We start from the raw sequence: 14,253 nt of genomic DNA, 5'->3' as shown, positions 1-14,253 counted from the left end.
GGCCGAAGGCATGTCGCGTGCAGACGCCGCGAACGCATGCGTCCAATCCGATTCGATCAAGGGATTGGCGCAATCGATCGCGAAACCTGCCTATCATCGGCTCCTGATCGCGGAGCCGGCGCTGCGCCGCGCCGTGCCGACACTCATCATCGCATTCCTGATCACGATCTGCCTCGGCGCGTTCGTGCAGGTGGTCGACCAGACGCGGCAGAAGCGGCTGGTGATCAGCCACGACATTTCGGCACTCGCCGACCTGCTCGCCGAGCGCATCGACCGCCTCACCACGGTGCGGCAGGAACGGCTGAAGAACATCGAGAGCCTGCCGGCGCTGTTGCCGGATCTGATCCCCTCCTGGGGCACGGCCTCGGGCCGGCATGTCATCGTCACCTCGGCCGGCGTCGACCGCCGTATCCTCGCCCGCATCCCGGCCGACAACGACTCCGTCGGCAACGACCGCCTGCTCGATGCGATCACGGCCGCGCAATTGATGGCGGCGCCGCCACGCGACGGCAACGTCTCCGACTTGACGCTGCCGAGCGGCAACGCTGCGATGGCGACCTCGCGGCAGATCAAGTCGCTGCCCGGCTTCGTCACCGTGATCCAGGAGCGCAACGAGCCGATCTGGGGCTCGGACGCCGCGCTCTCGGTCACGCTGTCGGCGACCACCGGCTTCGTCGTCCTGATCCTCGGCTTCGCTTTCCACTGGCAGTCGACCCGCGCCCGCGAGGGCGACATCATCAACGACGCCGTGCGCGGCCGCATCGACACCGCGCTCAACCGCGGCCGCTGCGGGCTGTGGGACTGGGATCTGTCGCGCGGCCGGATCTTCTGGTCGCAGTCGATGTTCTCGATGCTCGGCCTCGACGGCCGCCACGAGCTCCTCACCTTCGGCGAGGTCAACGCGCTGGTGAAGTCCGACGACATCGACCTGTTCGCGATCGCCGACCAGCTCATCTCCGGCGAGATCGACCACATCGACCAGACCTTCCGCATGCAGCATGTCGACGGCCACTGGATCTGGCTCCGCGTGCGCTGCGAGAAGACGCGCGGCGCGACCGATGACAGCGTGCACCTGATCGGGATCGCCGTCGACATCACCGAGCAGAAGAGCCTCGCGGAGAAGACCGTGGAAGCCGACCTCCGCCTGCGCGATGCGATCGAGACGATTCCGGAAGCCTTCGTGCTGTGGGATGCGAGCGATCGGCTCGTGCTCTGCAACTCGCACTTCCAGCGCCTGCACAGGCTGCCCGATACGGCCGTCATTCCCGGCACCTCCTACGAGACCGTGCTCGAGGTCGGCCGCATGCCGGAGGTGCGCACCCGCCACAACGAGACCGCTGCCCAAGGCCCGGGGGCGCGCACCTTCGAGGCGCAGCTCGACGACGGCAGCTGGCTGCACATCAGCGAACGCCGCACCAAGGACGGCGGCTACGTCTCGGTCGGCACCGACATCACCCGCATCAAGGAGCACGAGCAGAAGCTGGTCGACAACGACCTGCGCCTGCGTGCCACCGTCATCGACCTAAAGCGCTCGCAGGCCGCGCTGGAGCGCCAGGCGATCGAGCTCGCCGACCTCGCCGAGAAGTACCAGCGCGAGAAGACCCGCGCCGAGGAAGCCAACCAGACCAAGTCGAAATTCCTGGCCAATATGAGCCACGAGCTGCGCACGCCGCTCAATGCCATCATCGGCTTCTCCGAGATCATGGGCTCGGGCATGTTCGGCGAGCTCGGAAGCGAGAGATACCAGGAATACTGCCAGGACATCCTGACCAGCGGCCACTACCTGCTCGAGGTCATCAACGACATCCTCGACATGTCCAAGATCGAAGCCGGCCGCATGAAGCTCGACATGGAGGAGCTCGACCTCTCGAAGACGCTGGTGGAGTCCCTGCGGGTCGTCACCGGCCGTGCGCAGGACAAGCGCCTGACGCTCGACGCCGACATCGCAAAGCCCATCTCCGTCGTCGCCGACCGCCGCGCGACCAAGCAGATCATCGTCAACCTGCTCTCCAACGCCGTGAAGTTCACGCCCGAGGGCGGGCGCGTCGTGGTGCGCAGCCGGCAGCTCGAGGACAGGATCGTGCTGATGATCGCCGATACCGGCATCGGGATCGCGCCACATTCGCTGGCGCGGCTCGGCCGCCCGTTCGAGCAGGTCGAGAGCCAGCTCACCAAGACCTATCACGGCTCGGGCCTTGGCCTCGCGATCGCCCGCTCGCTGGCGCAGCTCCACGGCGGCTCGATGCGGCTGCGCTCCAAGCTCGAGGTCGGCACCGTCGTGCGCGTGACCCTGCCGCGCGACGCGATCAAGGCGGCGTCCGGGATATCGGCCGCGGCTTAGCGCACGGCGGGACGTTCGCCTGAGGCCATCCTTCGAGACGCCCGCCTGCGGCGGGCCCTCAGGATGAGGTCTGCGTGCGCGGCAGCAGCTTCAGCGAACACCGATACAACGGAGCCTCATCCTGAGGAGCCCGCGAAGCGGGCGTCTCGAAGGACGAGGCGCTTGCTCGAATCTACAATTGCAGCGTCGGCGCCACTTCCCGCGCCACATTGACCAGCGCAGCGATCAGCGGCGTCATCGGGTCGCGCTGCGGGATCACCATGCCGATGCTGTAATTGACCTCGGGGTCGACGATCGGGATCGAACGCACCGTATCGGACAGGCCGAGCGTCTCGGCGAGCTTGGCCGGCATCACGCTCGCCCAACGCCCCGTCTTCACATGCGTGAACAGCACCAGCAGCGAGTTCGAGGTCAGCGTCGGCGTCGCCTCCGCGCCGACCGAGCGCAATGCGCGGTCGATGATGCGGCGGTTCTGCATGTCGGGCGTCAGCAGGCATAGCGGCACCTGGCCGACCTCCTTCCAGGTCACCGTCTCGCGGTCGCCGAACATCGCATCCGGCGCGGTCAGCAGGCGGTAGCTCTCGTTGTAGAGCGGAATGGTGCGCACCTTGCCGATCGGCTCGTTCTCGATGTAGGTGAGCCCCGCATCGACCTCGAGATTTTCGAGCAGCCCCAGCACCTCGGACGAGGTGGTGGACTGGATCCGGAAGCGCACCTCGGGATGCTTGGCGCGATACGGCGTCGTCAGCGAGGCGACCATGCCGAGCACGGTCGGGATCGCGGCGATGCGGATCTCGCCGGAGAGCTGATGCTTCAGCCCGTTGATCTCGTCGCGCATCGCGCGGGCATCACCCACGATCCGCCGCGCCCAGTCGAGCGCCCGCTCGCCTTCCGGGGTAAATCCCTGGAAGCGAGACCCGCGCTGGACCAGCATCACGCCGAGGATCTCCTCGAGCTGCTTGAGCCCGGTCGACATCGTCGGTTGCGTCACGCCGCAGGCTTCCGCCGCGCGTCCGAAATGCCGCTCCTTCGCCAGCGCCAGCAGCAGTTCAAGCTTGTCGATCAACCGGTTATCCCTTCGGATTCTGTGGTGGCATGCAAGCTAGCACGCCCACTCCTCCGCAACACGCAAAAACCGCCTGCGGGAACGGCTTCGATTGCAATTTGAAATCGAGTGATCGCGCCCGCCAATCGATCTGAATTCGCAATCGCAGCACGGGACAGCTTTATTGATCTTCGAATGATTCCAAATAGTTTGGGAGCAGGAAACGCTCTGGTTGAGAATGACGAATGACAGCGGTTTATGATTGGGACGAGACGCGCGGCGCCGAGATCATCGCCGAACATGCCGGGCAGGAAGGCGCGACGCTCGTCATCCTGCATGCGCTTCAAGAGGCGTTCGGCCATGTGCCGGAGGCGGCAATTCCCATGGTGGCGAAGGCACTCAATCTGTCGCGGGCCGAGGTCCACGGCGTGTTCACGTTCTACCATGATTTCCGCCACAAGCCGGCCGGCCGCCATGTGCTGAAGCTGTGCCGTGCGGAAGCCTGTCAGGCCGCGGGCGGCGATGCGCTGGCTGCGCGCGCCGAGGCAAGGCTCGGCGTCTCGCTCGGCAACACCACGGCCGACGATCGCGTCACGCTGGAACCGATCTACTGCCTTGGCCTGTGCGCGACTGCGCCGTCTGCGATGCTCGATGGCCGCCTCGTCGGGCGGCTCGATCAGAAGCGCCTCGATGCGCTGGTTGCGGAGGCGCAGCGATGAGCATCCGCCTGTACGTCTCGCGCGATGCCGGTGCGGTTTCCGTCGGCGCCGACGAGGTTGCCCTTGCGCTGGAGCAGGCCGCCGCCAAGCGCGGCGTTGCAGTGGAGATCGTCAGGACCGGCTCGCGCGGCCTCTACTGGCTGGAGCCGCTGGTCGAGGTGGCGACGCCCCAGGGCCGGATCGCCTTCGGGCCTGTCACCGAGACCGACGTGCCCTCGCTGTTCGACGCGCTCGCCGGCAACACGCCGCATCTCTTGCGGCTGGGAGCGACCGACGAGATCCCCTGGCTGAAGCGCCAGACCCGCCTCACCTTCGCCCGTTGCGGCGTGATCGACCCGCGCTCGCTTGACGACTACCGCGCCCATGGCGGCTACAAGGGCCTCGCGCGCGCGCTCTCGCTTGGATCGGACGCAATCCTCGACGACGTCACCGCGTCCGGCCTGCGCGGCCGCGGCGGCGCAGGCTTCCCCACCGGCATCAAGTGGAAGACGGTTGCCCAGGCCAAGGCCGACCGCAAATTCATCGTCTGCAACGCCGACGAAGGCGACAGCGGCACCTTTGCCGACCGCATGATCATGGAAGGCGATCCGTTCCTGGTGATCGAGGGCATGACCATCGCCGGCATCACCGTCGGCGCGACCAAGGGCTACATCTACATCCGCAGCGAATATCCGCACGCGGTGGAGGCGATGAACGCGGCCATCGTGGCGGCCAGGCGCGGCGGCTACCTCGGCGCGAATATCGGCGGCTCGAACCAAGCCTTCGATCTCGAAGTGCGCGTCGGCGCCGGCGCTTACGTCTGCGGCGAGGAGACCTCGCTGCTGGAAAGCCTCGAAGGCCGCCGCGGCATCGTGCGCGCCAAGCCTCCGCTGCCGGCGCATCACGGCCTCTTCGGCAAGCCGACCGTGATCAACAACGTGCTGTCGTTCGCCGCCATTCCCTTCATCCTCGCCGAGGGGGCCAAGGCCTATGCCGATTTCGGCATGGGCCGCTCGCGCGGCACGATGCCGATCCAGCTCGCCGGCAACATCCGTTACGGCGGACTGTTCGAGACCGCCTTCGGCGTGACGCTCGGCGAGCTCGTCGACGACATCGGCGGCGGCACGTTCACGGGCCGTCCGGTCCGCGCGGTGCAGGTCGGCGGCCCGCTCGGCGCCTACTTTCCCCGCGCCCTGTTCGACACGCCGTTCGACTACGAATCTTTCGCCGCGCGCGACGGCCTGATCGGCCATGGCGGCATCGTCGTGTTCGACGACAGCGTCGACATGCGCAGGCAGGCGCGCTTCGCCATGGAGTTCTGCGCCATCGAATCCTGCGGCAAGTGCACGCCGTGCCGGATCGGCTCGACCCGCGGGGTCGAGACCATCGAGAAGATCATCAAGGGCGAGCATGTCAGCGAGAATCTCGCGCTCGTCGAGGACCTCTGCAACACCATGAAATTCGGCTCGCTCTGCGCGCTCGGCGGCTTCACGCCCTACCCCGTGCTCAGTGCGTTGAAGCACTTCCGGGAGGATTTCGCGCCGGTCCCGACCACGCTTCAGGCCGCGGAATAGGAGAACGACAATGTCTCTGATCGAAGAAATCGACTTCGGCACGCCGGCTTCCAAATCGGAAACGATGGTGACGCTGACCATCGACGGCAAGGAGGTGACGGTGCCCGAGGGCACTTCCATCATGCGTGCCGCGATGGATGCAGGCCACCAGATTCCAAAGCTCTGCGCGACCGACATGGTCGACGCGTTCGGCTCCTGCCGTCTCTGCCTCGTCGAGATCGAGGGCCGCGCCGGCACGCCGGCGTCCTGCACCACGCCTGTGATGCCCGGCCTCGTCGTGCATACCCAGACCGAGCGGCTGAAGCGGCTGCGCAAGGGCGTGATGGAACTCTATATCTCCGACCATCCGCTCGACTGCCTCACCTGCGGCGCCAACGGCGACTGCGAATTGCAGGACATGGCCGGCGCCGTGGGTCTGCGCGACGTGCGTTACGGCTACGAGGGCGAGAACCACGTTTTCGCCAAGACACCTGGCAAGTCGGACGGCTGCACTAACGACAATTGGATGCCGAAGGACGAGTCCAACCCGTACTTCACCTACGATCCCTCCAAGTGCATCGTCTGCTCGCGCTGCGTCCGCGCCTGCGAGGAGGTGCAAGGCACTTTCGCGCTGACCATCTCCGGCCGCGGCTTCGACAGCCGCGTCTCGCCCGGCATGAGCGAAAGCTTCCTCGGCTCGGAATGCGTCTCCTGCGGCGCCTGCGTCCAGGCCTGTCCGACCGCGACGCTGACGGAAAAGTCCGTGATCGAGATCGGCCAGCCCGAGCACTCCGTCGTCACCACCTGCGCCTATTGCGGCGTCGGCTGCGCCTTCAAGGCCGAGATGCGCGGCGAGGAAGTGGTGCGCATGGTGCCCTACAAGGACGGCAAGGCCAATCGCGGCCATTCCTGCGTCAAGGGCCGCTTCGCCTGGGGCTACACCAACCACAAGGAACGCATTCTCAAGCCGATGATCCGCGAGCGCATCGAGGATCCCTGGCGCGAAGTGTCCTGGGACGAGGCGTTCTCGTTCGCCGCCGCCAGGATGCGCGGCATCCAGAAGAAATACGGCCGCGACGCCATCGGCGGCATCACCTCGTCCCGCTGCACCAATGAAGAGACCTATCTGGTGCAGAAGCTGATCCGCGCCGGCTTCGGCAACAACAACGTCGACACCTGCGCCCGCGTCTGCCACTCCCCCACCGGCTACGGCCTCGCCACCACCTTCGGCACCTCCGCCGGGACGCAGGATTTCGACTCGGTCGAGGAGACCGATGTCGTGGTCGTCATCGGCGCCAACCCGGCCTCCGCTCACCCCGTCTTCGCCTCGCGCCTGAAGAAGCGGCTGCGCCAGGGCGCCAAGCTGATCGTGATCGATCCGCGCCGCACCGAGATGGTGGAATCGCCGCATGTGAAGGCGCTGCATTTGCCCCTGATGCCCGGCACCAACGTCGCGGTCATGACGGCGCTGGCGCACGTCATCGTCACCGAAGGACTCGTCAACGAAGCCTTCGTGCGCGAGCGCTGCGACTGGAGCGAGTTCGAGGAATGGGCCGCCTTCGTCGCCCAACCGCAGAACAGCCCGGAAGCCACCGCCATCCTCACCGGCGTCAATCCGAAGGACCTGCGCGAGGCAGCCCGCACCTACGCCACCGGCGGCAACGGCGCGATCTATTACGGCCTCGGCGTCACCGAGCACAGCCAGGGCTCGACCACCGTGATCGCGATCGCCAATCTCGCGATGGCAACAGGCAATATCGGCCGTCCCGGCGTCGGCGTGAACCCGCTGCGCGGCCAGAACAACGTTCAAGGTTCCTGCGACATGGGCTCGTTCCCGCACGAGCTGCCCGGCTACCGCCACATCTCGGGCGATGCGGTGCGCGAGCAGTTCGAGGCGCTGTGGAACGTCAGGCTCAACCCGGAGCCCGGCCTGCGCATTCCCAACATGTTCGATGCCGCGGTCGAAGGCACCTTCATGGGCATCTACGTGCAGGGCGAGGACATCCTGCAATCCGATCCCAACACCTCGCACGTGGTGGCGGCGCTGTCGGCGATGGAATGCGTCATCGTCCACGATCTCTTCCTGAACGAGACCGCGAACTACGCCCACGTCTTCCTGCCCGGCTCGAGCTTCCTCGAGAAGGACGGCACCTTCACCAACGCCGAGCGCCGCATCCAGCGCGTGCGCAAGGTGATGACGCCGAAGAACGGCATGGCGGACTGGGAGGTCACCATCGGCCTCGCCAAGGCCATGGGCTTCGAGATGAAATACAGCCATCCGTCCGAGATCATGGACGAGATCGCGGCGCTGACGCCGACCTTCGCCGGCGTCTCCTATGCCAGGCTCGACGAGCTCGGCTCGGTGCAGTGGCCCTGCAACGAGAAGGCGCCCGAGGGCACACCGGTGATGCACATCGACGGCTTCGTCCGCGGCAAGGGCAAGTTCGTCGTGACCGAATATGTCGCGACCGACGAGCGCACCGGCCCGCGTTATCCCCTGCTGCTCACGACCGGCCGCATCCTCAGCCAGTACAATGTCGGCGCGCAGACCCGGCGCACCGAGAACGTCGTCTGGCATTCCGAGGACCGCCTCGAGATCCATCCGCACGACGCCGAGCAGCGCGGCGTGCGCGACGGTGACTGGGTGCGGCTGAAGAGCCGCGCCGGCGAGACCACGTTGCGCGCGGAGATCACCGACCGCGTCGCGCCGGGCGTCGTCTACACCACCTTCCACCATCCGGACACGCAGGCCAACGTCATCACGACCGACTATTCGGACTGGGCCACCAATTGTCCCGAATACAAGGTCACGGCGGTGCAGGTCTCGCCCTCGAACGGCCCGTCCGACTGGCAGAAGGCTTATGACGCGCAGGCGCGGCACTCCCGCCGCATCGCACCGGCCGAGGCCGCGGAGTAACCGCATGCACGTTCCGGTCCAGGCCACCGACCGCGAGATCTGGCGTGATGGCATCGCATCAGAGGGCCCACGGCTGATCCCGGAGGAGACTCCGCTGGCGCTGACCTATAATGGCGGCACCTACGCCGTCATGATGGGGACACCGCAGAACCTCGAGGATTTTGCGGTCGGCTTCAGCGTGAACGAAGGGATCGTCGGTTCGGTCGACGACATTCGCTCTCTCGACGTGGTCCGTCTCGACGACGGCATCGAGCTGCGGATGTGGCTGGCATCGGAGGATGCAGCCCGCATCAACGAGCGCCGCCGCCACGTCGCGGGACCCACGGGCTGCGGCATCTGCGGCATCGAGTCCATTGCCGAGGCGGTGCGGCCGGCGGCCGTGGTGCCGCAGGGGCAGACCTTCACGCCGGACCAAATTATGACGGCGATGCAGGCGATCACGCCCCTGCAATCGATCAACATGCAAACCCGCGCCGTTCACGCCGCCGCGTTCTGGTCCCCAGCACGCGGCATCGTCGCGCTGCGCGAGGATGTCGGCCGTCACAACGCGCTCGACAAGCTCGCCGGGGCCCTGGCGCGCAGCCGCGCGGATGCGCGCGGCGGCGTGGTGCTGCTGACGAGCCGGGTCTCGGTGGAGATGGTGCAGAAGACGGCCGCAATCGGCGCCCCCGTGATGATCGCCGTGTCCGCACCGACCGCGCTCGCGGTACGCACGGCGGAAGCCGCCGGCATCACGCTGATCGCGATCGCACGGCAGGACGGGTTCGAAATATTCTCGCATGGCAGCCGGATCGTCGCGCGCCATGCCACGGAGGTTGCCGATGTCGCCTGACCGCCTGATCTACATGGCCAACCAGATCGGCAGATTCTTCCGGAGCCAGGGCCATGACAAGTCCGTGCCGGGGATTGCCGAGCACATCAAGAAATTCTGGGATCCCCGCATGAAGCGCGCGATCTTCGCTCATCTCGATGCCGGCGGTGCGGGCCTCGAACCTGATGTGCGCGAGGCCATCACCTCGTTGAAGCAGGCGACGTCCCTTCCAGCAGCGCCCTGAACACGCGCCGCACCTCGGTCTGGGTCTCCTTCACCCGCGCCTCCAGCGACGAGAAGTCCGGCGCGTCGCCCGCGCGCGCCATCACGCGCAGGAGGTCGGTGCCGGCGGTCTCAGGCTTGAAGCGCTCGCTGACGCAAAGCCGCAGGATCTGCGTCAGGTCGTGATAGAGCCGCGCCGCGGCACGCAAGATCTCGGTCTCGGACTGTGCGAGCACGCCGAGCCGGCATGCATTTTCCAGCACCTGCATGGTGCCGACATCGAGAATGTCCGGCTTCTCGTGGGCATGCACGAGCTGGAGATATTGCGCAATGAAGTCGATGTCGACCATGCCGCCGGCCGCATGCTTGATATCCCAGCAATCGGCCTCGCCCTTCTCCTGCGCGATCGCGCGCCGCATGTCGGCGACGTCGTTGGCCGTGATTGCGGGATCGCGTCGGCGGGTCAGGACATCGCGGATGACACGCTCGATCCGTTCCCGGAATTCGGGCGATGCCGACACCACGCGCGCGCGCGTCAACGCCATGTGCTCCCAGGTCCAGGCCTCGGTGGCCTGGTAGTCCGCGAATGAAACGAGACTCGAGGCCACCGGGCCGGCGCGTCCCGACGGCCGCAGGCGCATGTCGATCTCATAGAGCACGCCGTAATTGGTGCGCGTCGTGAAGGCGCTGATCAGGCGCTGGGTGAAGCGCGCGAAATATTGCGCGCCATGAAGCGATTTCGGTCCATCGGAGTCCGGATTTTCGCTGTCGAAATCGTAGAGCAGGATCAGGTCGAGATCGGACGAGGCCGTCATCTCGCGGCTGCCGAGCCGGCCCATCGCGATGATCGCGGTCTCCTGCCCCGTGATCCGGCCGTGCTGGGCGGCAAAGCGATCGGCGACAAGGCCATGCACGGTGTGCACGATTCCTTCGGCGACATCGGCAAAGGCGGTGCTCGCCTGCTGCGCCGAAACCGTGCCGGACAGGATGCGCGTTCCGATCAGGAACAGGCTCTCCTGGCCGAACAGGCGCAGGCGATCGAGAAACTCCTCGTAGGAGTCCGCGTCTCGCACGGTGGCCGCGAGCCGGCCCGACAATTCCTGCCTGTCGGGCATGGCGCCGAAGAAGCGCGGGTCGATCAGACCATCCATGAGCTGCGGTTGCCGCGCCAGCATCTCGCCAAGCCGCGGCGCCGCCCCCAGCACCAGCGCCACCAGCGCGACGAGATCCCGGTTCTGGCCGAGCAGCGTGATCAGCCGGCCGCCGCGCTGCAGTGCCCCGAGGAATTGATCGAACGCCACGACGGCACGGTCCGGCTCCTCGGAGTGGGCAAGACCGTCGATCAGGGCCGGCACGAATTCGACGAAAGCGCTTCGCGTCGCCTCATTGCGGAATACGCGGTAGTCACCGGTGATCCAGTCGCGCACGGTCTGCGCGACGGCGGCCGGCTTCTTGAAGCCCAGCGTCGCCAGATGCTGGAGCAGGCGCGGATCGTCGGGACCCGCACCATAGTCGAGCGCCGGCAGCTTGGCCGTCCCGGTCGGATCGTCGCCCTCGAACAGTTTTTCGTAGTGACCCTGGACGATCTGGAGCTGGTGCAACAGGTCGCGCGCAAAGGCTTCGCGATCCCGATAACCGAAGAACCAGGCGAAGCGATCGACCGCTTGCCTGTCCTCAGGCAGCGTATGGGTCTGCTCGTCGGCGATCATCTGGAGGCGATGCTCGACCCGGCGCAGGAATTCATAGGCCGTCGTCAGCTCGTCGCGCGCCGCAGAGGTGATCCACTTGCTGGAGGCGAGTACATCGAGCGCCTCGAGCGTCGGCCGCACCCGCAATTCCGGATGGCGGCCGCCCGCAATCAGCTGCTGAGTCTGCGCGAAGAACTCGATCTCGCGGATGCCGCCGCGCCCGACCTTGACGTTATGTCCCTCGACCGCGACCTCGCTCTGGCCACGATAGGTCTGCATCTGCCGCTTCATGTCGTGAACGTCGGCGAGCGCGGCGAAGTCGAGATGCTTGCGCCAGACAAAGGGCGCGATCTCTGCCAGAAGCGCTTCACCCGCCCTGGGATCGCCGGCGCAGGCCCGCGCCTTGATCATTGCAGCGCGCTCCCAGGTGCGGCCTTCCCGCTCGTAGTAATGCAGCGCGGCGTCCCGCGAGATCGCCACCTGTGTCGAGGACGGATCGGGCCGCAGGCGCAGATCCACGCGGAAGACGTAACCGTCATAGGTGCGCTGCTGGAGGATGCGCGCCATCCCCTGCGTGACACGGACGAAGAACGGCTGCGGCTCGATGTCCGCCGCCAGCGTTGTCGCATCGGGATCGAAGAACACGATCAGATCGATGTCGCTGGAATAGTTCAGCTCGCCCGCGCCCATCTTGCCCATCGCGAGCACGATCAGCCCGCAGCCCTCTTCGGGTGCCTCCGGATTGGGCGGCGAGAGCTTGCCGCGTGCGGCTTCCTGCCGCAGCAAATATTGCAGCGCCGCCTGCACGGAGGACACGGCAACATCGGTGAGCGCCGCCGTCACCCGCATCACGGGCCAGACACCGCCAATGTCGCACAGCGCGATCAGCAGCGCGGCCTCTGCCTTCATCCGGCGAAGCAGCCGCATCACCTCGGCCTCGTCAGGTGCCGCGAGCACCGCGCCCCTCGCCTCAGCGATCAGTGCGGCGAGATGCGTATCCGGATCGCATTCGAGCAGCCGGATCAGGCGCGGGGCATCGGCGCGCACCAGATCGAACAGATAGGGCGAGAATTCCGCGATCCCGGCCAGGATGTCGCGGGCGAAGGGGTGGCCCAGGAGCGCTTCCAGACGCGCCGATTGGGCCGGCTCAAGCTCGGCCAGCCAGCTTTCCAAACGTCGTTCGTCGGTTGTGGAAGCGGCAATATGGGGAGCTTCCGCGAAGCGTGCGGCCAGCCTCTCACCATGCTTGTCCGCGTTTCCCGGCGCGGAGAGGTTCATGCCACCTTCTGTGGCACATCCGGCATTGGCGGAGCAACCCTGTCGCCCGCGCGCGCCGGCAGCGCCAGCGTGGCGACAAGACCGGGATGGGCATCGCCCAGCCGCAATTCTCCGCCATGCAGCGTGGCAACAGCCGAGGCGAGGCTGAGGCCGAGACCGGAGCCCGGCAGCGTGCGGCTCGCCTCCAGGCGGACGAATCGCTCGACGACATGCTTGCGGTCGCTTTCGGGGATACCGGGGCCGCGATCGGTGACGCTGAGCAGCACCTGATCGCCCTCGCGCCGGGCCTCGATCGTAATCTGCCGGCTATCCATGCTGACCACGGTTCCCGCGGGCTGCGAAGCGGGCTTGCCGTATTTGATCGCATTCTCGACCAGATTGGCGAGCGCCTGGCTGATCAACTCGCGGTTGGCATGAACCGGTGTCGGATCGGCCTTCACCTTCAAGGTCATGCCGTCGTCCTCCGCCAGGGGCTCGTAGAGCTCGTGGATGCCATTGGCGACCTCGGCGGCGTCGAAATCATCCATGTTGCCGCGCGCCTGTCCGGACTCGGCGCGCGCGATCATCAGAAGCGCGTTGAAAGTACGAATCAGCCCGTCGGATTCCTCGATGGTCCGCTCCAGCGCGGCGCGGTAATCGGCCTCGCAGCCTGATCTCGCCAGCGCCTCCTCGGCGCGATTGCGCAGCCGCGTCAACGGCGTCTTGAGGTCGTGGGCGATGTTGTCCGAAACCTCCTTCAGCCCCGCCATCAGCGCCTCGATCCGCTCGAGCATGGCGTTGAGGTTCTCGGCGAGACGATCGATCTCGTCGCCGCTGCGCCCCACGGGCAGGCGCTCGCTGAGATCTCCGGTCATGATCCGCTGCGCCGTGCCGGTCATGGCGTCGATGCGCCTCAGCACCCTCCGCGCGACGAAAATACCGCCGGCGAGGCCAAGCACGACCACGATGAGGACCGACCATTGCGCCGCCTTGGCGACGATGCCGAACAGACGCCGCCGCTCGGCGAGGTCGCGACCGATCAGCAGGCGGAAGCCGTTCTCCAATTCGGTGACGCGCACCAGCGCGCGATGATCGCGGTCATCGGCGTCCTCGATCCGCCGGTAGGCGGTTTCGGACCAGCCGCGCGTCGCCATCACGCCCGGGGCCAGCGAGCCGACATTGCCGGCGACCGCCTGCCCGGTCGGGGTGGTCACGAGGTAGAGGTTCGCGCCCGGGCGCAGCGCCCGATATTCGATCGTCCGCACGAGGCCAAACAGGCCGCGGCGCCCGTAGATCTCGTTGATCTCCGAGGTTTCGGCATTGACCGTCTGCGTGATCTCCTCGGTGATCAGCCGCCGCGTGTTCCAGGCGAAATAGGCCAGCAGCGAGGCCGCGAACATCGCGAACAGCAGCAGATAGACCAGCGTCAGCCGGAACGCCGTGGTGCGGACGAGTTTACCGAATGCCGTCACGGATCATGTATCCAATTTCAGTGCCGCGTCTGCTATCACCGAGCATCGTCACCCTTCGTATTCTGCTTTATTTACAGTACCTTGGGTTCATAAGCTATCGTCTGTCTTCGCCTAAAATCGCCGAACGCCGGCCGGTCTTTGCAAAAAGTGGTAAGGCGGCACATCCGCCTCTTTGAAAGTATCCGTGACGGTCACACATCCGACTGGTGCTTGTGGAACGACTGACCATGACGGGCAAAGCATCCGCGC

The 14,253-nt window shown here is 66.4% G+C and carries 9 protein-coding genes; 6 read left to right on the top strand and 3 right to left on the bottom strand.

The window, feature by feature from the left end:
• Window positions 1–10 precede the first annotated feature (10 nt).
• Window positions 11–2,341 carry a PAS domain-containing sensor histidine kinase gene (locus tag FJV43_RS29490; RefSeq protein ID WP_239622494.1) on the top strand — a complete coding sequence of 777 codons (2,331 nt, stop codon included), beginning with the start codon at window positions 11–13 and terminating at the stop codon, window positions 2,339–2,341.
• Window positions 2,342–2,513: 172 nt separating this feature from the next.
• Here the strand turns inward: FJV43_RS29490 and FJV43_RS29485 are convergent, their stop codons facing one another.
• Window positions 2,514–3,407: a LysR family transcriptional regulator gene (locus tag FJV43_RS29485; protein ID WP_061883324.1), complete on the bottom strand. Its 894-nt coding sequence runs from the start codon at window positions 3,405–3,407 to the stop codon at window positions 2,514–2,516.
• A 224-nt stretch (window positions 3,408–3,631) separates the two neighbouring features.
• Between FJV43_RS29485 and FJV43_RS29480 the strand changes: the two genes are divergently transcribed.
• The 5 genes from FJV43_RS29480 to FJV43_RS29460 are packed head-to-tail and all read left to right on the top strand — an operon-like array spanning window position 3,632 to window position 9,609.
• On the top strand, window positions 3,632–4,105 hold the full coding sequence (locus tag FJV43_RS29480; protein WP_239622493.1) for a formate dehydrogenase subunit gamma: 474 nt from the start codon (window positions 3,632–3,634) through the stop codon (window positions 4,103–4,105).
• Window positions 4,102–5,658, top strand: a complete 1,557-nt coding sequence (locus tag FJV43_RS29475; protein ID WP_239622492.1) for an NADH-quinone oxidoreductase subunit NuoF — start codon at window positions 4,102–4,104, stop codon at window positions 5,656–5,658. The genes FJV43_RS29480 and FJV43_RS29475 overlap by 4 nt, the downstream gene beginning before the upstream one ends.
• 10 nt (window positions 5,659–5,668) lie before the next feature.
• The gene (gene fdhF, locus FJV43_RS29470; RefSeq protein WP_239622491.1) at window positions 5,669–8,554 is read left to right on the top strand and encodes a formate dehydrogenase subunit alpha; all 2,886 of its coding nucleotides are present in this window, start codon (window positions 5,669–5,671) and stop codon (window positions 8,552–8,554) included.
• Between the two features lie 4 nt (window positions 8,555–8,558).
• Window positions 8,559–9,386 carry a formate dehydrogenase accessory sulfurtransferase FdhD gene (fdhD, locus tag FJV43_RS29465; RefSeq protein ID WP_239622490.1) on the top strand — a complete coding sequence of 276 codons (828 nt, stop codon included), beginning with the start codon at window positions 8,559–8,561 and terminating at the stop codon, window positions 9,384–9,386.
• On the top strand, window positions 9,376–9,609 hold the full coding sequence (locus tag FJV43_RS29460) for a formate dehydrogenase subunit delta (RefSeq protein ID WP_239622489.1): 234 nt from the start codon (window positions 9,376–9,378) through the stop codon (window positions 9,607–9,609). Before fdhD ends, FJV43_RS29460 begins: the two co-directional genes overlap by 11 nt.
• On the opposite strand, the gene FJV43_RS29455 is transcribed toward FJV43_RS29460, so the two are convergent.
• Together FJV43_RS29455 and FJV43_RS29450 are read right to left on the bottom strand one after the other, a co-directional pair.
• Complete coding sequence (locus tag FJV43_RS29455; protein WP_239622488.1) at window positions 9,566–12,553, bottom strand: bifunctional [glutamine synthetase] adenylyltransferase/[glutamine synthetase]-adenylyl-L-tyrosine phosphorylase; 2,988 nt, start codon at window positions 12,551–12,553, stop codon at window positions 9,566–9,568. The genes FJV43_RS29460 and FJV43_RS29455 overlap by 44 nt on opposite strands.
• Window positions 12,550–14,004: an ATP-binding protein gene (locus tag FJV43_RS29450; protein ID WP_239622487.1), complete on the bottom strand. Its 1,455-nt coding sequence runs from the start codon at window positions 14,002–14,004 to the stop codon at window positions 12,550–12,552. Before FJV43_RS29450 ends, FJV43_RS29455 begins: the two co-directional genes overlap by 4 nt.
• Window positions 14,005–14,253: the final 249 nt, after the last annotated feature.

It is taken from the genome of Bradyrhizobium sp. I71 (assembly GCF_022354745.1).
Lineage (GTDB): Bacteria > Pseudomonadota > Alphaproteobacteria > Rhizobiales > Xanthobacteraceae > Bradyrhizobium > Bradyrhizobium liaoningense.
Note: the sequence above shows the minus strand (reverse complement) of the source record. Positions and strands in the feature narration are given on the sequence as shown.